Origin of the sequence: Vibrio sp. ES.051 (genome assembly GCF_002563795.1) — a bacterium.
Taxonomy (GTDB): Bacteria; Pseudomonadota; Gammaproteobacteria; order Enterobacterales; family Vibrionaceae; genus Vibrio.
Genome location: NZ_PDJL01000006.1, coordinates 525950 through 544782, shown reverse-complemented (window position 1 = coordinate 544782; position 18833 = coordinate 525950). Strand labels below are relative to the sequence as shown.

Below are 18833 nucleotides of genomic sequence, written 5' to 3'. Positions count from 1 at the left end.
AAATTACTCGTTGTTACCTTGTCCAGTCCATTTGATATTAAATTTGACCGCTTCAATAAAGGCGCCTTGACTTGGTTTCACTTTACCAACAAAGCTGTAAACCTCGTTCTTTGTCAATTGTGGTAAATCAAAGTCGATGGCGGCGTGAGTGATGCTGTTTTCGACATTGTTATAACACTCGAAGCCATTGGTTGAAGGGTCGATAGAATCCACGCCATATGGTGACAAGTCTTCGCCAGTGAATCGCATGCTTTGGTAAAACTCACTCACATCAGCACACGTAAAATCTTGATTATCGAATTCAAGAATCAGGTTGGCATCCATCATACCGTCATCACCGATGTGTGTGTTTTCTAACAGCGATACCGACGCTTTACCCGTGGCGTATTGACCTTCAATGGCCGTTGGTAGTGTCATCGGGAACATGCGCTTATCTGCGATGTCATCCGATTGGATCTGGATACGCGCCTCAGCATCAACCTTGTTGCTAAATAAGGTGTACAGTTCAATCTCTTGAGTGTCCGCGTACTTCCATTGTAAAGACTTCGCACCTGTAGATACGGCGTCGGCATCGCTAACGGTCAGCTCCGCTGTCTCAGGCGTACCGTTTTCACCGGCAAAAGTCGCGATCAATGTATTTCCTTCGATGACGTAGGTACCATTTGAGAACGACTCTGTGGCAATATCGCCACACTGAATGAGGTTGGTTAAATCTCGGTGGTTACCGAGCACTTGACCATCTTCGAAACGAATTGAATCACACCAGATACGTGAGTAATCGAAGCTGATGGAATCCGTACCGCCGCCATGTTCTAGGCGATACCAAGTCTTACCTTCAAGCGGGTGCAGGGTTGGCTCAATGACCGCTTCTTTGATATTGATGGTAATATTTGCGGTGGCTGCGGTGTGGTTGATCTCATCTTTTGCAGAAAGTGTCACAACGTTAGCACCTTTTACAGTTGGGGTACCAGTTAACATTAGCTGGTTATCTGTCAAAGTGACGGTCATACCGCTAGGAACATTGCTTGCCGTATAGGTTAGTTTGTCACCATCAACATCTTGGAATAACCCAGTAGAGGTGATTACTTCATTCACCGCTTCACCTTGAGTGAAAATGCGAGCATTCAATTCTGTTTGAAGAGTCGCTAGCGTTGGTTCACTAAGCGTTGGCGCGGTATTTGGCGTTTCAATAGTGACCGTCAGAGTCGCTGGGTAAGACAGTGAGCCTTTCGCATCTTCGGCAAAGATTTGGTAAATAAACTCGCCTGCTGCCTTTGGTTTGCCTGTAATGACACCGGTTGTTGCATCAATCGCTAGCCCATTTGTATTGCCGCCAATCGCTTGCATGCTGAACGTCAGTGTGTCGCCTTCTGCATCGCTGAAGTTTTGGCTCGCATCCATGCTTGTGAATGCATCGCTAAGTTGCATGGTGACTGGTGTCAACGGGTTTGATACCACAGGGCGGCTATTTTTGGTGACGGTGACTGTGCCATCTCCAGAGACGTTGATCTCGGGGGCAAAGTCATCAATCTCTTCAGGGGCATTGCTGTTGATGATTTCTTGAGTTTTTTCTGCGACGGCGGTTGTGATGGCTAGCTGTTTTTCAACGGATTGATCTTTATGGTCGACCAGCGTTTCACCAATCACTTTCAGTGCTTTTGCTTCGTCAGAGGTTGATGAGTTAGCGATATAATCACCGAAAATCATTGCGGCATCTGCTTTTAGGCCTGAGCCTGATTGAGTCACGGCGGCGACAACTTCATCTTCTGCCGCTTTCTTCGCTGCAACGACATCCAGTGTTGGATCGCCAGCGAGTTGACTCTTAACCTTTGCAACTACCATGTTGGTCATCGGGTTAACGATGATCTGGTCATGGTCGTTTGCCAGTGACGCGAGAGTGAAACCGGATGCAACAAGGCCACGATCTTTATCAATGGTGGTATTCGCCACCGCTTTGATACACACATCCATACCGGCAAAGTCGGCTTTGCTGATGGTCGCTTGACCATTTTCATCGGTCAGCTCTCCAGTATTAAGCTCACAACCGTTGCTACGATTGCCGTCTTCATCGACCCAGATTTGAGCCTGTTGTAGGTAGCCATCAATGGCCGTGATGACCAAGCCACCGGGAGCCGGCGTGCTGTCGGAAGACCCTCCGTCTGAGCCCCCACATCCAGTAAGGGCGATAGCCACTGACGCTGCGAGTAAACTAAGCTTTTTCATTTTTTATTATGTCCTTAAATCGAATTCAACTTTCATTTCCCAAGAGGAAAGAAATCGTCATACATGCCGACTTTGGCATAGATGGCGCTGTTTTTATCAGCGATTGAGGCGCGATTTCAAGACACGAAAAATAGCGGAAAAACCGTAAAATTTATTTTTGTTTTTTTTATCAACAACAGGTTTGGAATTACATAGCGCAACGTTATTATCTGCCGCCGTTAAGGATATAAAGGATAAGACTAATGAAGAGTTATGTGGCTTTCGCGTTATTGGGCGTTGCTTCGTCGGTCACGGCGAATGAGCTCGATGATCGCCATGGTTATTCGTACTTTACTCTAGGAGTCGAGAACGTCAATTACGAGGAAGCTGGTGCTGCACGCTCGAGTGTCAATTTACTCAATCCGGTGATCAATACCGGTGGGCTTTATCGCATTAATGAGGATTTCGATTTTTCTATCGATGCACTGGCAACTTTCTCACCGGTGAACAGTGAAGAAGAGTGGCGTTGGAACGGTCAAGTGATTCAACATAATGAAGCGGAATACTTAAAAACCGCCACCAATATTCTCGTGCATTACAAATTGGAAAATAACTGGCGCTTTGTGGTCGGTCCATCGCTGAGCTATCAGACTTTTACCCGCTACGGCCTCAAGAACTACACCGCGCAGGGCAACAAATTTTTTCACGGCACATGGGAAGAAACCACCACCAGTATCTTTGCGAATTTGGGCATGGTTTACGATGACGGCACATTATTCGCTGAGGATAAGTGGCATATCTCAGGTAAGGCGTTGATTGGTCTTCCGTTGTACAGCCAGACCTCTTCTACCCAATTTAGCGACACGGATTTCGATAGTCACAGCCTTCGTACCAGTGTGGAAGGTACGATCAGTTACGAGATTTTCGAAGGCCTACATCTGGGTTGGTTTGCTATGCTTGGGTTTGAGAAACGTCTTGAATCGGATTCTCATACCGTGAGTGCCACCTACTGCAAAACCATGACCGATGGCATTTGTCAGGAACAGGCGACACAGCATGTGAAAGCGACTTTACCTGAATCGGAAACGCTGACATGGAGCACTGGTTTAAAAGCTCTGTGGAGCTTCTAAACATCACAGTTACTGGGGTGGAGCGTGATAAATCAGATTTAATTTTATCTCTTCCACCCTCTGTGCGTACTGGGGCTTGGGACGAAGAATATAACTGTAAACTTCACCTTCGAGTAGCTCATCATAGGGCGAATAATTCAGATCAAACGCTAAGGATTTTTGTCCTGTTTCTCGGTCGCTGGTGTATTGGTAACAATCAATTTTATACGTTGGATCGTCTGGATACGGTGTCGAGATGATGTCTATCTGATAATTGCCTTGGCCGGCGATGACGTGGCTGTCATACCAAGGTGCGATATCGGCGCAGCGCAGGGTTTGCTCGTAAGTTCGCAGGTTAAGATCGGAGTCGAGGGTCTCACCAAACGGGCCCACCACCTGAGTCTCATGATTATAAATAAAGTTACCTATTTCGCTGACCAGATACTCGCCGTTAGGAAGTGGCAGCAAATAGTCAAAAAATGCCATCTGATACAGATATTGCCCCGTGGATGCGTTAATGCGCGCTTCCATCGCAGAGCGGCTTTTTTGCATGGTGTAGCTTTCGAACTGTTTCCCATTGTAGACGCTGACAAAATAGTTACTGACTTGTGGGTGTTTAAGTGATGGGTATTGCTTTTGCAACGTCCAGGTCTGTTGTGCGTCGAGGGACGATAACTGGCTGGAAACGGTTAATTCATCTGCGTTAACGGTATAGGTGCCCACTTTGGTCAGTTGTCTATCAGATGGACAGTGTGTTTTATTGTTGGAAGCGGCATAAAACACGTCTTGCTGAACAAATTTGAATGCCTCGCAGTACACAACTTCATACAGCGTGTATTGGCCGTTTAACCGGTGGGTGGTTTCAAGGCGATAAACGATATCCCCCTCCAATGGATGCTTCGTGTCATTTTGCTCTTGGGTTACGGCAGGCAGCTCAAAGCGCGTGGTGGTCCAAGCGTGGTCGCTATCGCCATGGTAATCATCGCGAGCGGCGACGGTAAGGTATGTGGTCGTTTCAATATTTTCAGCGGCACCTTGCACCATGATTGACCCTTGATTCATCACACTTAACCCATTGGCATTGTCGAGCCAAATCCGTGTGGTGAGGAAATCGTCGTCTGGGTCCTCAAATAAATGGTTGAGGCTTAATGAATAATTGATGGGTGAATTTTGGCTCAACTCCCAAGCATAAATCATGGTTTGAAGCTGTTGTTCTACCATGAGGTTGATGATCGGTTTGCGGTTGCCTGTTGGGCCATCTTCAGCGGGGTTCTGGTCGCCCCCAACCGTCGTGCTGTAAGGTGAGCTTGTTTCAATAGTATTCAACGGACTGGTCAGCGATCCTTCCTGTCCCAAAGGGGCGGAACGAAATGCGTCCTCATCAGTCTGCTGGTGGGGGCGATTGAGGGCCGATGCTGTTAGTGCTTGTTTTACTTCGATTAAAGGTGTGCGTTCATTCTGCTGTTTCGTGTTATCGGCCGAGCTTATTGCGATGTCCGACGGATTGGCCGCAGAGGCCAAGTTGCTTTCAGCAGAAACCCAATAAAGACCCAGTAAACTGGCGCAAAGTACGCCGGTTATCCAAAATTTTTTCGTCATCATTACGTGTGTGCCATTCGTAAGTGCAGCCAACTGCGAGAGAATTTGAGATCTTTTTCAATCAAACTGGCGCTGCATTCGAGCAGTTCACAGATTTCTTGATTTTTCATCCCCATCAAATACTTGAGTTTTAGTGCACTGGATTGGCGTGGATAACGGTTACTGAAACTGTCTAGCACTTTATCCATGATGAGTAATTGCTCGAAGCGATCTTCCTCATCGTTCATCACCGTGATGTGTTGACGCTTTTGCGCTTGGTGTGAGCGTGCGTTATCGATCAGAATTTGGCGCATGACTTTGGCTGCCATCAAGAAGAAATCACGTTTTGTCTCAATGTCACGCATGTCACAATGGGACATTTTTAGATAGGCATCATGGATCAAGGCGGTGGTGCTGTTGACGCTATCGGCCAATACTTTGTTGTCCATGCCATATTTTTTGGCGTTGCGATCGCGCTCTTGCTGAGCAATCTTGCGCAGTTGTAAATAAGCAAACTGGTATAATTCACTCTCCGCTTGTTTATCACCGGTTTGCCATTGTTGAATGATTTTTGTCAGTACTGCAGTGGTTGCCATCGTTATACATCCTCGCTCACTTTGACAAATTCGGAAATGGTGTGGGTTTCGATGCGATCAGATCTGTCATGGTTACGGTGAACCTCTTGTTGATAGCGATATAAAATACCTTGATCCCAAGTTTTGCCAGCAGGTAGGTACTCCCAGGTGGTGTAGTTAATTTCAGCGGGAGTAGGGTACCAACGTACCATCACATTCATTTGGGCAAGTTCGGCTTGTGGTTTAGCATTGTTAACCCACCACATGTCGGCATATTCCATGGTGACGTCTTGGGTATATACACTTGGATTGATTGGACAGGTTTCTGCGGACTTCGGTAAGCGCAGTACTTGCTGGTGGCGTATCAGCAGGCATGATTGAGTCATCGTTTGGCCGCGATACTGGGTTTGCTGCCAGATACCACGGTAGTCAATGCTATGGTCCTGTGATTGTGGATAGGTAAACCACAACATTTCGGTGCGGTTGCTGTGTTGAATGTGTTTGTGGTGGCCTAAACCTTGAACTTTCTCCATTAACAGTTCAGTACTAGGGTCGAAGTTAAGAGCGGCAGAGCGGTATTTCCAGTCACCTTCATCATCAAAATCTTCAACGGAGAAGCCATTTAAATCGTTTCTCGTGCAGCCTGTTAGCGAGCACCCGACCAGGTTATACCAATCAGAAAAATGGTGGAGTGGTTCAATGATGTCTTCGGTTACTTGATGATTCAATGACAGAAAACAGCCCTGAAAATGGTCGCCTGCACTTGGGTGTTGAATGAGCGAATCTTGCGTGATGGTATACGTCATCTCGGTAAAGGGGGGACGATATTTGGGATGATGTTGGTAGCGAAGATCGTACGCACACGCACGGCCCTGCCAGTCTTTTTTCTTGATGACAATATTTTTGAATGTGACGCCGCGAGGTTGAAAGATGATGTCATCGGACGCGAAGTTTTTTTCAATGTAGGCTTGGCTCTCATTGAGGTGCGCGATGGCGTCTTTGGTAGAAACCCAGTCGAGATTAAGCAGATTTGCTGCGTCGTCTAAGTAATTCAGGTCAAGGCTTTTTAACTGACGTTGAAAGTGAGGATCTGACAGCACTTTATTTGCCAGCACGATCTCTTTGCGGTTTTCTGGCGTGCTGTCAAGCGACAGCAGTAAGCGGGTCATATTGATGCTGCGACTTGGTTTCGTTGTGGCCATCGTGGGGGTGAGCACTTCTTGGCTCGATACCGTGGCCAGTAAGTAACCCGTATCGTCGTTACCGAGAAAGAAGCTGACCACATCCCCCGGCTGATACTGGAATGCGCCTTGCTTTGTCACGCCGGTGATCTCGGAACTGGTTTTGTAATAAAGCCCAGTGACTGGTGCATCGATAAAGTAGCCTTGCTTGAGCGTTGTATCTTGGAGTTGGGTTGCAACAGAAGGGGCCGCGGTTAAAGCGGCGGCTGCCGTATATGTGGACAACCATAGTAATAATGAACGTGTATACATCTTGTTTTTTTAAGCCTTACTGATCGGTGCTGTCCTTAGACGCGCAATTAGAATGACACTTTTTGGCTGTGGTTAGGTGCTTCTCTGGCACTGGTGTCATCATTGCCAATAACATTTTTTGTTTTATCTGTTTTGGGATGTCTGGATTAGAGAGAATCCGCCGTCTTGTTAGCTCCATCATGGCACTAACTGACATTTGCTCGAGGTTTTGCCCTTTAGCATGAAAGATAAGACGAGTGAGCTCGAACATCATATCTTGTGCTATTTTCTTCTCGTGTTGCAGTTGACTATTCTTTTGCATCATTGCACTGCCAAATAGTACCCCTGAGAGTACAATGGTGGTTGACAATATAGATGCGAGTGGCCTGCGCTGCACTAAGCGAAGCGCGCTATAGAAAGGCCAGTGTTTTTTCTGCTCGATGGGGCGACGTTCGATGATTCTCTCGATGTCCATTCTCAATGCGCTGACATTCTGATATCGCTGCGGGATGGCAGGACGCGTCGCTCGTCTTATCACCCAATAAATATCAGACCAAACCGCTGGTGATGGAAACATTAACGCGAGAATTTTGCCCAAAGAGTAAACGTCGCTGTGTTCTGTCAGAAATTGTCCGGCTTGTTGTTCCGGACTGGCAAAGTTCTGGCTGAATGCCACCAATACCGAGGGTAAGTCACCTTGGTTGGGGGACACTTTTTGAGTTAAGTTAAAGTCGAGCAGTTTGGGTTGGTGACTATGGTCGATCAGAATATTGTCTGGTTTAAGATCGGCATGCAAAACGCCATGCTGGTGAGCGTGCTCCACCGCCTGACAAATCTGCTTAAACAGCCGCAGCTTTTGACCCTTTTGTCGCTCGGTGTCCAACAAGTAATTATCCAAGGTTTGGCCGAATATCCGCTCCATCACGATGTAAACCGAATCTTGATGAAGACCGCCGTCAAACACTTTAGCGATGTAAGGGTGGTTCAAGCGTGCAAGCAGTTGAGCTTCGTCGAATAAGGCACGTTGCCCCAGCACATGACTCAAGTGACTTTGAATGAATTTGATCGCTAAGTCTTGCTCGAAGGTCTTATCGGCACGCTGTGCGGCGTAAACAACCCCCATACCACCGCGGCCCAATTCATGGTCTAGACGATATTTACTAATCACTTGGCCACTCAGATCGACTTCCCGATTCGTTGCCTGGTGAGCGCCAAAACAGAACAATTGCGTCAGTTGTTCATCAGTTGTTGCCTCTGCTAAAAGGAGAACGAGTTGTTGATGGAGCTCTGGTTGGCTTTGTTGCAAGGCTTGGAGGTATTGCTGCTGTTGCGCGTCGTCCAGATCAAGCAGGTGGTAGTAAATCTGGGTTTCTTTTGAGCCTAACTGCACTGTGCGTAATGTCTTATTCTTATTAGGTGCGTCATTTTATAAGAAACTTGACATAAATGTCATTTATTTATTGGGCCTTAAATCACACTGTGAGCAACCTGATTTGGCGAAAAAACACACATCAACCTGTTGATTTTATATATTATTTTCACTTTGCTTGTCGGCGGAGAGTCTATTGGTCATAATGTTACTAGTAACATTAATAATAAGTCACACATTTATGGCTCAACAGAATAAAAAAACACGCACGACATTACAGGATGTCGCAGCCCAAGTTGGCGTAACCAAGATGACGGTTTCGCGTTATATGCGTAATCCTGACTCGGTTGCAGAAAAGACTCGAACCAAAATCGCGGCCGCGATTGAGGAGATGGGGTACATCGAAAATCGTGCGCCGGCGATGTTGTCAAAATCGTCCAGCAAAGCCATTGGTATTTTACTTCCCTCGTTATCCAATCAAATTTTTGCTTCTTTTGTTCAGGGCATCGAGATGGTGACCAAGGTCAATGGCTATGAGACGCTGTTGGCGCACTTTAGCTACGATGAGTTAGAAGAAGAACGCAAAATCGCCGCATTACTTTCTTATCAGGTTGATGGGCTCATCTTGACGGAGAGCCACCATACCGCGCGTACGTTACAAATGATTAAAAGCGCCGGTATACCCGTGGTCGAAACCATGGAATTGCCACCACAGCCGATCGATATGGCGGTTGGCTTAGATCACGAAGATGCCTCCTACACGGCGGTAAAACGTATGTTGTTATCGGGTAAACGTCGCATCGTTTATTTTGGGGCGCGGTTGGACACACGAACCAAATTGCGTAAGCAAGGTTACGATCGTGCGATGCTCGAAGCAGGCCTTGAGCCAAAACACGTCTTAACCGGCGACCATTCAAGCTTCTCTTTAGCACATGACTTACTTGGGCGCGCGCTAGCGCTGTACCCCGCACTTGATGGGGTGTTCTGTACCAACGATGATATTGCGATTGGTACTATGCTCAGCGCCCAACAGCGTCGTATTCAAGTGCCTCAGCAGTTGGCGGTTATTGGTTATAATGCACTAGATATCGGGCAAACGATTAGCCCCAAGTTAACGAGCGTCGATACACCGCGTTTCCAAATTGGGCAAAAAAGCGCGGAGCTTTTGATTGCACGTTTAAAAGGGGAGCCTCTGGAAGACAAAGTGGTCGATATGGGGTATCGAATCACCGCGGGTGAGAGCGTTTAACGTATGGTGAGTACTGCGTGTTTCGCATATCGGCAGGTTAATCCTCCTTATGGGGAAGATGGCGGGGAGGGTGAAACCGCTTGAAGCGCTTTCACCCTCGATGAATAAAAAGTGTAGTGAGAACAAGTGCCGCTGCTAATATCACCACACTTTGCGACGCAACCCTGACTGACTGTACCTAGGCTCGTGGTTAGGACGGTGAAGTGGTGCTTACCTTAAACAATAAAGCTTGCGCCTTCTTCGGCGCTTGAGACGTTTTGGCGGATCGCGCTGAACAAACCTCGTCCCCATGTTTGTTGAGTGGATTCGGTGTCGAAATGAGTCGGTTCGCGACCTGTGGTGTCGCTTAAGTTGTTTAACTCTCCCGTTTGGCAATCGAGACGAATCAAATCGCCATTGCGTACCAAACCAATCGCACCGCCACGAATGGCTTCTGGTGAGAGATGAATGGCCGATGGGATCTTACCTGACGCACCCGACAAGCGACCGTCGGTCACCAGTGCAATTTTAAATCCGGCTTTTTGCACGTTGCCTAAAATGGGCATCAGTTTATGCAGCTCAGGCATGCCATTCGCGGCGGGACCATTGTGTGTGACCACGACGATGCAGTCTTTATTCAACTCGCCACGTTTGTACGCCGCTTCCACTTCGTGTTGGCATTGGAACACGATTGCTGGTGCGACGATCACGCGTTGCTCTTCTTTCACCGCTGACACTTTCACAACCGCTTTACCCAAGTTGCCAGTCAGCACCCGAGTGCCGCCCGTGTTTTGGAAAGTGGCTTCTGGTTTGGCAATTACTTCCCCGTCTTGGCTGCCTTGGCACGGCGTCCAAATCAGTTGGCCATCGACAAGACTTGGTAGCGTCATTTGGTCTTCAAACTCACCAAATACTGGCTTTACATCGCGATGTAAAAGCTCGGATTGGTTCAAGCGGTGTAATAACGCAGGTACGCCACCCGCGTCTTGGAACGCGTTCATGTCAGCGGGACCGTTTGGGTAAACGCGAGCCAACAAAGGAACCACGTCCGACAGATCGCTGATGTCTTGCCACGTGAGCAAGATGCCAGCGGCACGCGCCACCGCAATCATGTGAATGGTGTGGTTGGTGCTGCCGCCAGAAGCGAGTAGAGCGATGATGCCGTTGACCAAGCTTTTTTCTGTCACCACTTGAGACAGAGGCCGGAAGTTACTGGTACCGGCCGTCATTGAGGCGATTTTCAGAGCCGCGTGGTTGGTTAGGGCTTTGCGTAGCTTGGTGTGTGGATGGATAAACGCGGAACCTGGCAACATCAAGCCCATGGTTTCAAACACCAGTTGGTTGGTGTTGGCGGTGCCGTAAAACGTGCAGGTCCCCGACGAGTGGTAGGCGCTGCACTCCATATCAAGCAAAGCGTCTTTCCCCACCTCTCCGGCTGCGTATTTTTGGCGAACGTCGACTTTTTCTTCGTTGCTAATGCCCGTGGCCATTAAGCCTGCTGGTACAAACGCGGTCGGAAGATGTGCGTAAGACAGCGCGCCCATCAGTTGCCCTGGTGCGATTTTGTCGCAGATGCCAAGCAGTAAGGTGGCATCAAAGACATTGTGGCTCAAAGATAACGCCGTTGATTGCGCGATTAAGTCGCGTGAGAACAGCGACATATCCATGCCGGCTTGACCTTGAGTCACCCCATCGCACATCGCTGGTACGCAACCGGCCACCTGTGCAGTGTGGCCGTATTCTGCGAGCGCATGTTTGATTTGTATTGGGTAATCTTGATACGGCTGGTGAGCACTCAACATATCGTTATAGGCGCTGATCAGCGCCACATTTGAGTGCGTAAAATCGAGAATGCTTTTTTTCTCTGAAGAGCATGAAGCGGCAACGGCGTGCGCTAAGTTACCACAAGATAAACCGACGCGGCCTTTGCCAGCATTCGCTTGGACTTCCGTACGCGCGAGAAACTCAGCTCGAGCTTCGTGACTGCGTTCAATCAATTTTTGTGTGACTTTGTGTACGACGGGATGAATCATGATGCCACCTCAACCGGTTGTTGTTTTAATAGTTCGACAACAGAGCGTTCCACCACATCACTGATGTCGCCGTCGATGCTGACGACGAGCGTTTGAGGCTCATTATCTGGGCGCTCAAGCGTGTCGAATTGGCTTTTCACCATGTTCTCTTTCATAAAGTGGCCTTTACGCATCCGCATGCGATCTAGGATCAAATCGATATCACCGTCGAGGAAGAGGAAGGTCACGTTGTGGTTGCCTTCACGGATCTGATCGCGGTAAGTCTTTTTTAGTGCAGAACAGACGATAATGCCGTGTTCATTTTTATTTTCTAGGCTATATGCCGCATCACGAATGCGTTCTAACCATGGCTTGCGATCGTCATCGTTCAGAGGCTGGCCCGATGCCATTTTCTGAATGTTTGCTCGTGGATGAAGATCATCACCATCAATGAATTTACGCCCCAATTTTTTCGCCAATTGCTCACCAATTGTGCTTTTACCACTAGCACAAACGCCCATAACGATGACACTACTACCAGCCATAATTTATCCTCATAACTAAACTTGCGCGTGATCTCAATTTTTGAATTCATTTTGAAATATGAGTTTATCTTATTCATGTTATCGGTAACATGTTACCGGTAACTTAGATAAATGTGAACCATCACACAAACAATAACTCTTACAAGGTGAACTCATGGAGTCCTTAACCCTAACCCCAGATCCTACGTTCTTGTTAACGATTGCAGGCCTTGCCATTGCAGCGTTACTCGTACTTATCATTAAATTAAAAGTCCACGCCTTTGCTGCGCTCACTATGGTGAGTTTAGGTACGGCAATCGCAACGGGCGTCTCTTCTGAACAAGTTGTACCGACGATGATGGGCGGCTTTGGCGGCACATTAGCTTCCGTTGCTTTGCTGGTTGGTCTTGGTGCGATGATCGGAAAAATCCTCGAAGTGACTGGTGGGGCAAAAGTGCTGGCAGACACTTTGATTGGTCGATTCGGTAAAGAGCGTGCGCCATTAGCATTGGGCGTGGCTTCATTACTGTTTGGCTTCCCGATTTTCTTCGATGCTGGCCTTGTGGTGATGATGCCAATCATTCTCAGTGTAGCGGCTCGTTTTGGTGGCTCACCAATTAAATACGCGTTGCCTGCAGCTGGTGCTTTTGCGGTTATGCACGCGTTTGTCCCTCCACATCCGGGTCCGGTTGCGGCGGCGGAGTTCCTTGGCGCCAACATCGGTCTATTGTTGGTGGTGGGTATCTTGGTCGCGATTCCAACGTGGTACCTTGGCGCATACTTATTCGGCTTATACGCCGGCAAAAAATTTGATATCCCATTATCTAAAGCCTTCTTTAATGGCGAAGCGATGGTGGATGAGCGCAACGCGCCAAAATTTACCACGGTCATGACCATCCTGGTGTTGCCTGTCCTGCTAATCTGTTTGGATACAGTATTGAACACACTGGCGGTGGCGGGTGTGATTGATGGCAACACGGCACTGGTTGAGTTCCTACGTATGCTAGGTAAAACTCCAGTGGCGCTACTGATTACCTTGCTCGTCTGTTTGGGTGTTTTCGCTAAAGATTACGGCATGGCAAAACTAGAAAAATTGTGTGGTGAATCATTGGCTCCGATCTGTGGCGTTATTCTGGTCACGGGGGCGGGTGGCATGTTTGGTGGTGTATTGCGTGCAAGTGGTATCGGTGACGCACTTGCGGGCGTGCTGACGGACACAGGGATGCCAGTGATTGTGGCGGCGTTTGTTATTTCAACCTGTCTGCGTGTGGCTCAAGGCTCTGCAACCGTCGCCCTGACCACCACCGCGGCTCTTATCGCACCTGTGGTTGCGGCATCAACCGGTTTGAGCGAGCTTGATCTGTGTTTTATCGTGATCGCAATTGCGGGTGGTGCAACGGTACTGTCTCACTTCAATGACTCTGGTTTCTGGTTGGTATCTCGCCTGCTTGAGATGGATGAGAAAACCACATTAAAAACTTGGACGGTAATGGAAACGTTGCTTGGCAGCATCGCATTTATTATCGTCGCACTATTAAGCTATATTCTTTAGAGGTTCCTCATGACAACACTTGAACAACGATTAAGAGACATCAAAATCGTCCCAGTTATCGCAATTAACGACGTAGCACACGCTTTGCCACTGGCAAAAGTGTTGGTCGAAAACGGTTTACCCTGTGCGGAAGTGACGTTTCGCACCGAAGCGGCGGCGGAGTCGATTCGCCTCATGCGTGAAGCGTACCCAGAGTTACTGATCGGCGCGGGGACGGTGCTGACCACAGAGCAAGTCGACACTGCAATCGAAGCGGGGGTGGACTTTATTGTTAGCCCAGGCTTTAACCCAACTACAGTGAAATACTGTCAACAACGTGGCGTGACTATCGTACCGGGTGTAAACAACCCAAGTTTGGTTGAGCAAGCGATGGAAATGGGTCTGCGTACACTGAAGTTCTTCCCAGCAGAGCCGTCGGGCGGCGTAAACATGTTAAAAGCACTCACCGCGGTTTACCCAGTGGAATTCATGCCAACAGGTGGCGTCAGCCCATCCAACGTCGAAGATTACCTCGCGCTGAAATCGGTTGTGGCGTGTGGCGGTACGTGGATGGTGCCAACGGCAATGATGGACAACGGCGATTGGGCAGGCATTGCCGAATTGGTGCGCGCGGTTAAGTAATTTCCGCCCACTCATTTCGCCCCTTAGCAACAACCGCTCCACAACCCCGAACGTTGTAAAGCGTGATACGAAAAAGGGTCATCAAGTTACTTGATGACCCTTTTGCTTTTTGGTTTGAATCGGCTTTAGAAGTGATGCTGCATAAAGCGCTTAATAAAGCGAATGAAATCCGCCTCGGCCAACTTGGCGCACTTCAATGTTTGGGCGTGAGACAGTTCCACATCTCCCAAGCCTTCTGCCATGTTGGTGATCGCGCACACCGCCAATACGGGTAAGCCGCAATGCGCCGCAGAAATCACCTCTGGCACAACCGACATGCCCACCACATCACCACCGATGATTTGCATCATGCGAATTTCAGCGGCGGTCTCAAAGTTGGGGCCGGTGTAAGAGACAAACACGCCTTCATTCAGATGAATGTCGTTGGTTTTGCCGACTTCAAACGCTTCTGCGCGCAGGTCTTTGTCGTACGCATTGGCGAGGCTGAAGAATCTCGGGCCGTATTCTTCGTCATTCGGGCCAATCATTGGCGACTCGGGCATGGTGTTGATGTGGTCATGAAAGACCACCAGCGAGCCAACATCAATGCGTTCTGGGCGAAGCGAGCCTGCCGCATTGGTGACGAGCAAAAACTCGCAACCCAGTTTTTTGAAGGTGCGAACCGGTGTCGTCATTACCTTCATTGAGCCGTGTTCGTAGTAGTGGCCGCGACCTTTCATGCACACGACGTCCACGCCGCCCATGGTGCCAAGTACCAACTCACCAGAGTGGCCTTGTACGGTGCTAACCGGAAAGCCTTCGAGCTCTTCGTATGGAATGACCACTTTGTCTTGTAGCTCGTCGGCCAATACGCCTAAGCCAGAGCCTAAAATAAACGCCGCTTTAGGTTGGAAGTTAGGTTTGCGTTCGCGAATGGTTTGTAGCGCGCCGATTACTGGATCATGATTCATGTTGGTCACCTTCTGGTTGTGTGTTGATTCCATTGTGTGACTTTCTGCGCTGGTTATCTTTGCTTTATTCGCTACTATCATGCTTAAAAAGAGGATGATTAAATTCGCTAGGATTCAATGCATGAAGTCAGAACCATTTGAGCGCGTGACGCTGAAGATGCTGCGTTACTTTTACGAGGTCGCACAAACCAAGCATTTCACTAAGGCCGCTGAGAACCTCAATATCACCAATTCGCCGTTGAGCAATCGCATCAAAGAGCTGGAAGCGGTGCTTAACGTCAAACTGCTTGAGCGAGACTCAAGAAACGTCATGCTGACGGAGGCCGGACGGTTGTTGGAGTCCAAGTGCCAACTGATTTTTCAAACCCTCGACGTGTCTCTCAACCAAGTACAACAAATAGGGCTTAACCAACGCAACATTGTGCGCGTTGGTGTCGTGAGCAGCGCTTTTTGGGGGGGATTTGATCGACACTTACAGCGCTTTCATAGCCAGCACGGCAACTACCAAGCGGACATCTTCGACCTCAATCCAGAAACGCAGAAAAAGCACTTGAGTGAGAAGAAAATCGATGTGGGTATTGTGCGCTTTGCCGATGCACTTAATATTTCCCCATATCAATCGATCTCGCTGGGCAAGGACGAATTTGTGGTGGCGGTATCGGAGCAGCATGAGTTAGCCAGCAAATATTTGTTGCGGCTCCAGGATTTAAAGGCGAGTGAGTTTGCGTTTATGAGTTTAGCGAACTCTGCCTCGGCAAACTTCATCATCAATGCTTGCCTACAAGCAGGCTTTTCACCCCATATTGGTAAACAAGTGGTGGAGCCAAGCACCTTGATGGCGTATGTAGCAAACAGCAATACCGTCACCTTGGTGCCGTCGACGTTTTCTCAACATCATTGGCATGGGATTCGTTTTATCAAACTGAAAGAGTCACTGCGTGCAGACTTGTGTCTGATTCATGATGGTAAGCAGAAGAGTGCTATCAAAGCTGAGTTTATTCGCACCTTATTGGAGAATATTAATTAAAAAAATATCGCGAATAAAGAAAAGGGCCATCCGAAGGTGACCCTGAGCGACTTTAAACTAAATGCTTTAAAATCAATTATTTATCGCATGGTGACAAACTCTTCGCTACCTGTTGGGTGAATCGCCACAACCGAGTCGAAGTCGGCTTTGGTTGCGCCCATCTTCATCGCTACGCTGAAGCCTTGAATCATTTCATCCACGGTGAAACCGATGCCGTGCAGGCCAACCACTTTTTCGTCTTCGCCCGCACACACGAGTTTCATCTTACAGGGTTGACGGTGCTTAGTGACGGCGGTGTACATCGCGGTAAAGCCAGAAGTGTAAACTTTGACGTTGTCTTGGCCGTATTTCTCTTCTGCTTCTCGAGTCGTTAGACCGATGGTGCCGATTGGCGGGTGGCTAAAGACCACGGTTGGAACCAAATCGTAATCCATTTTCGCGTTAGTTTTACCGTTGAACAGGCGTTCAGACAGTTGACGGCCCGCTTTTACCGCGACGGGTGTTAGTTCGATACCGCCTTCCATGATGTCACCCACACAGTAGATGCCTTTCACGTTGGTTTCTTGGTACTCGTCTACCTTGATGTAGCCTTTTTCATTGGTTGCCACGCCAGTTGACGCTAGGTTGATTGCGTCCGTCGCTGGGTGACGACCGATTGCCCAAATCAGTTGGTCAACGTTTTGGCTCTCACCGTTTTCTAGGTGCAGAGTCAGGCTGCCATCGGCTTCTTTTACCACTTCTTTTGGTACAGAGTGGGTGTGCAGTTTTGGACCTTCTGCGTCCATCACTTCAACCAAGGTCTCGATGATCATTGGGTCGAAGCTACGTAGTGGTGACTCTTTACGTACGAACAGATGTGTTTCTGTACCGAGTGCGTGCAGCACGCCGGCAATTTCAACCGCGATGTAACCTGCGCCCACAACCGCAACGCGTTTTGGTTGCTCTGCTAGGTCGAAGAAGCCGTTTGAATCGATGCCATATTCAGCGCCTGGAATGTTTGGAATAGTAGGACGACCACCCACCGCGATCAGGATGTGATCGGCGGTGTAATGTTCACCGTTTACTTCCACGGTTTTCTGGTCAACAAACTTAGCAAAGCCTTTAATCACGTTGACTTTGTTGTTGCCAAGCACGCGATCGTAAGATTGGTGAATACGACCAATGTACGCCTGACGGCTCTCAACCAGTTTGCCCCAGTCGAAACCTTTCACGTCGACATCAAAACCGTAATCTTCTGCGTACAAGTTCATCGCTTCTGCGATTTGCGCGCCATGCCACATCACTTTCTTCGGTACACAACCTACGTTTACACAGGTGCCACCAAGATCTTGAGCTTCGATTAGCGCAACTTTCGCGCCGTACATCGCTGCACGGTTTGCCGATGCGATGCCGCCACTGCCGCCACCGATACAGATATAGTCAAAATGAGTCGCCATTACTTTCTCCAAGAGCTGATAAATTTTATCCGGTACATAGATAGATTGGGATGACCTTGCCTGAACTCAATGCCACCGTTATCCCATTATCATAAATCGAATGTAACGAATTCCTAAATGGGAAAAAGTGACATTGCTTATGACAAATAGCGATGAGAGGCACAAAAAGAAGAATAAGCGCGATGAGACGGCGAACTTGAGAGGATAAAAAGCGCAACGAGAGCGTCGTTGCGCTGGGAGATATCGGTGAGAAGTGCTTACTCTGGCACAATCCAGTCCACTTTCCAGTGGCCTGTGGCTGGCGCGATCGCGTCTTGCAGGAATGGCAGAACCTCTTTCATCTGGCTTTCCAGTTTCCACGGTGGGTTAATCACAATCATGCCAGATGCCGTCATGCCGCGCTCGTTGGTATCGGGTGCGACACCTAACTCGATTTGCAGAATTTTACGAATGCCTAGTGCTTCCAAGCTTTCGATCATGTCTTCGATGTCGTGGCGGTTTACCACGGGGTACCAAATTGCGTAAATACCGGTCGCCCAACGTTTATGGCTTTGGTAAATCGCTTGCACCACATCGCGGTATTCTCTGGCGAGCTCGTAGGGTGGGTCAATCAGTACCAAACCACGACGCTCTTGCGGCGGTAGGCTCGCTTTAAGACGCTGAAAGCCATCTTCTTTGAAAATGCTGACCTGATGATCGCGCTGGAACTCTTGTTCTAGTAGTGGGTGATCGGCTGGGTGCAACTCAGTCAGCACCATGCGATCTTGTGGGCGGATTTGCGCGCGTGCCACCCGAGGAGAGCCCGGATAGTAACGAAGCTTCTCACCGTTGTTGAGTACTTTGATGGCATCGATGTAGCTTTTGATGTCTTCAGGAATGTTTGGGTTATCCCAAATACGCGCGATGCCTTGTTTGTATTCGCCCGTTTTTTCAGACCATTCGTGAGTCAGATCGTAACGACCCACACCCGAGTGGGTATCGTGATAAACAAACGGCTTCTCTTTTTGTTTCAGCGCATCAAGAATGAGGCTTTGAACGATGTGTTTGACCACGTCAGCATGGTTGCCAGCGTGGAAGCTGTGGCGGTAACTTAACAAATTAAACTCTCGAAACACTCTTTGGCTGAGTGTGGTCTGTGATTTTCACTCTATGGCGGTATTATACTCAACTAACTTGAA

At 48.5% G+C, this 18833-nt stretch carries 15 protein-coding genes; 5 read left to right on the top strand and 10 right to left on the bottom strand.

Features of this window, described 5'->3' with window-relative positions:
- Positions 1-3 precede the first annotated feature (3 nt).
- A complete protein-coding gene (locus ATG66_RS19660; protein WP_098416919.1) occupies positions 4-2223 on the bottom strand; it encodes a putative Ig domain-containing protein in 2220 nt (739 codons plus the stop codon).
- 242 nt (positions 2224-2465) lie between these two features.
- On the opposite strand from ATG66_RS19660, the gene ATG66_RS19655 reads away from it, so the two are divergent.
- Positions 2466-3332, top strand: coding sequence for a hypothetical protein (locus tag ATG66_RS19655; protein ID WP_098416917.1), 867 nt, complete (start codon positions 2466-2468; stop codon positions 3330-3332).
- Positions 3333-3341: 9 nt separating this feature from the next.
- Here the strand turns inward: ATG66_RS19655 and ATG66_RS19650 are convergent, their stop codons facing one another.
- The 4 genes from ATG66_RS19650 to ATG66_RS19635 are packed head-to-tail and all read right to left on the bottom strand — an operon-like array spanning position 3342 to position 8326.
- Positions 3342-4910, bottom strand: a complete 1569-nt coding sequence (locus tag ATG66_RS19650) for a hypothetical protein (protein WP_098417135.1) — start codon at positions 4908-4910, stop codon at positions 3342-3344.
- A gap of 2 nt (positions 4911-4912) precedes the next feature.
- Positions 4913-5485 carry an ECF-type sigma factor gene (locus tag ATG66_RS19645; RefSeq protein ID WP_098416916.1) on the bottom strand — a complete coding sequence of 191 codons (573 nt, stop codon included), beginning with the start codon at positions 5483-5485 and terminating at the stop codon, positions 4913-4915.
- Between the two features lie 2 nt (positions 5486-5487).
- Positions 5488-6957 (bottom strand): chromosome partitioning protein ParA, encoded by a 1470-nt coding sequence (locus tag ATG66_RS19640; RefSeq protein WP_098416914.1) that lies wholly within the window; start codon positions 6955-6957, stop codon positions 5488-5490.
- Positions 6958-6973: 16 nt separating this feature from the next.
- Positions 6974-8326, bottom strand: a complete 1353-nt coding sequence (locus ATG66_RS19635) for a serine/threonine-protein kinase (RefSeq protein WP_098416912.1) — start codon at positions 8324-8326, stop codon at positions 6974-6976.
- A 220-nt stretch (positions 8327-8546) separates the two neighbouring features.
- Here ATG66_RS19635 and ATG66_RS19630 point away from each other — a divergent pair, with 220 nt between their 5' ends.
- Positions 8547-9554: a LacI family DNA-binding transcriptional regulator gene (locus ATG66_RS19630; RefSeq protein WP_179885743.1), complete on the top strand. Its 1008-nt coding sequence runs from the start codon at positions 8547-8549 to the stop codon at positions 9552-9554.
- Between the two features lie 215 nt (positions 9555-9769).
- Here ATG66_RS19630 and edd read toward each other — a convergent pair whose 3' ends face one another.
- Both edd and ATG66_RS19620 read right to left on the bottom strand, forming a co-directional pair.
- Entirely contained in the window at positions 9770-11566 is a 1797-nt protein-coding gene (edd, locus tag ATG66_RS19625; protein ID WP_098416909.1) for a phosphogluconate dehydratase, read from the bottom strand.
- Positions 11563-12090 carry a gluconokinase gene (locus tag ATG66_RS19620; protein WP_098416907.1) on the bottom strand — a complete coding sequence of 176 codons (528 nt, stop codon included), beginning with the start codon at positions 12088-12090 and terminating at the stop codon, positions 11563-11565. Before ATG66_RS19620 ends, edd begins: the two co-directional genes overlap by 4 nt.
- Positions 12091-12244: 154 nt before the next feature.
- Between ATG66_RS19620 and ATG66_RS19615 the strand changes: the two genes are divergently transcribed.
- A complete protein-coding gene (locus ATG66_RS19615) occupies positions 12245-13621 on the top strand; it encodes a GntP family permease (RefSeq protein WP_098416905.1) in 1377 nt (458 codons plus the stop codon).
- A 9-nt stretch (positions 13622-13630) separates the two neighbouring features.
- Positions 13631-14242, top strand: a complete 612-nt coding sequence (locus ATG66_RS19610; RefSeq protein WP_098416903.1) for a bifunctional 4-hydroxy-2-oxoglutarate aldolase/2-dehydro-3-deoxy-phosphogluconate aldolase — start codon at positions 13631-13633, stop codon at positions 14240-14242.
- Between the two features lie 125 nt (positions 14243-14367).
- Here ATG66_RS19610 and xapA read toward each other — a convergent pair whose 3' ends face one another.
- A complete protein-coding gene (xapA, locus tag ATG66_RS19605) occupies positions 14368-15192 on the bottom strand; it encodes a xanthosine phosphorylase (RefSeq protein WP_179885742.1) in 825 nt (274 codons plus the stop codon).
- Between the two features lie 121 nt (positions 15193-15313).
- On the opposite strand from xapA, the gene ATG66_RS19600 reads away from it, so the two are divergent.
- On the top strand, positions 15314-16219 hold the full coding sequence (locus ATG66_RS19600; RefSeq protein ID WP_179885741.1) for a LysR family transcriptional regulator: 906 nt from the start codon (positions 15314-15316) through the stop codon (positions 16217-16219).
- A gap of 80 nt (positions 16220-16299) precedes the next feature.
- On the opposite strand, the gene gorA is transcribed toward ATG66_RS19600, so the two are convergent.
- Together gorA and ATG66_RS19590 are read right to left on the bottom strand one after the other, a co-directional pair.
- Entirely contained in the window at positions 16300-17655 is a 1356-nt protein-coding gene (gene gorA, locus ATG66_RS19595; RefSeq protein WP_098416899.1) for a glutathione-disulfide reductase, read from the bottom strand.
- 257 nt (positions 17656-17912) lie between these two features.
- The gene (locus tag ATG66_RS19590) at positions 17913-18752 is read right to left on the bottom strand and encodes a 23S rRNA (adenine(2030)-N(6))-methyltransferase RlmJ (RefSeq protein WP_098417131.1); all 840 of its coding nucleotides are present in this window, start codon (positions 18750-18752) and stop codon (positions 17913-17915) included.
- Between the last annotated feature and the right edge of the window lie 81 nt (positions 18753-18833).

Coding starts and splice junctions, on each gene's coding strand:
- ATG66_RS19600 (WP_179885741.1), top strand. CDS start 15,314: ATGAAGTCAGAACCATTTGAGCGCGTGACGCTGAAGATGCTGCGTTAC.
- ATG66_RS19645 (WP_098416916.1), bottom strand. CDS start 5,485: ATGGCAACCACTGCAGTACTGACAAAAATCATTCAACAATGGCAAACC.
- ATG66_RS19650 (WP_098417135.1), bottom strand. CDS start 4,910: ATGACGAAAAAATTTTGGATAACCGGCGTACTTTGCGCCAGTTTACTG.
- ATG66_RS19620 (WP_098416907.1), bottom strand. CDS start 12,090: ATGGCTGGTAGTAGTGTCATCGTTATGGGCGTTTGTGCTAGTGGTAAA.
- ATG66_RS19615 (WP_098416905.1), top strand. CDS start 12,245: ATGGAGTCCTTAACCCTAACCCCAGATCCTACGTTCTTGTTAACGATT.
- ATG66_RS19660 (WP_098416919.1), bottom strand. CDS start 2,223: ATGAAAAAGCTTAGTTTACTCGCAGCGTCAGTGGCTATCGCCCTTACT.
- gorA (WP_098416899.1), bottom strand. CDS start 17,655: ATGGCGACTCATTTTGACTATATCTGTATCGGTGGCGGCAGTGGCGGC.
- ATG66_RS19630 (WP_179885743.1), top strand. CDS start 8,547: ATGGCTCAACAGAATAAAAAAACACGCACGACATTACAGGATGTCGCA.
- ATG66_RS19640 (WP_098416914.1), bottom strand. CDS start 6,957: ATGTATACACGTTCATTATTACTATGGTTGTCCACATATACGGCAGCC.
- ATG66_RS19655 (WP_098416917.1), top strand. CDS start 2,466: ATGAAGAGTTATGTGGCTTTCGCGTTATTGGGCGTTGCTTCGTCGGTC.
- ATG66_RS19610 (WP_098416903.1), top strand. CDS start 13,631: ATGACAACACTTGAACAACGATTAAGAGACATCAAAATCGTCCCAGTT.
- xapA (WP_179885742.1), bottom strand. CDS start 15,192: ATGAATCATGATCCAGTAATCGGCGCGCTACAAACCATTCGCGAACGC.
- edd (WP_098416909.1), bottom strand. CDS start 11,566: ATGATTCATCCCGTCGTACACAAAGTCACACAAAAATTGATTGAACGC.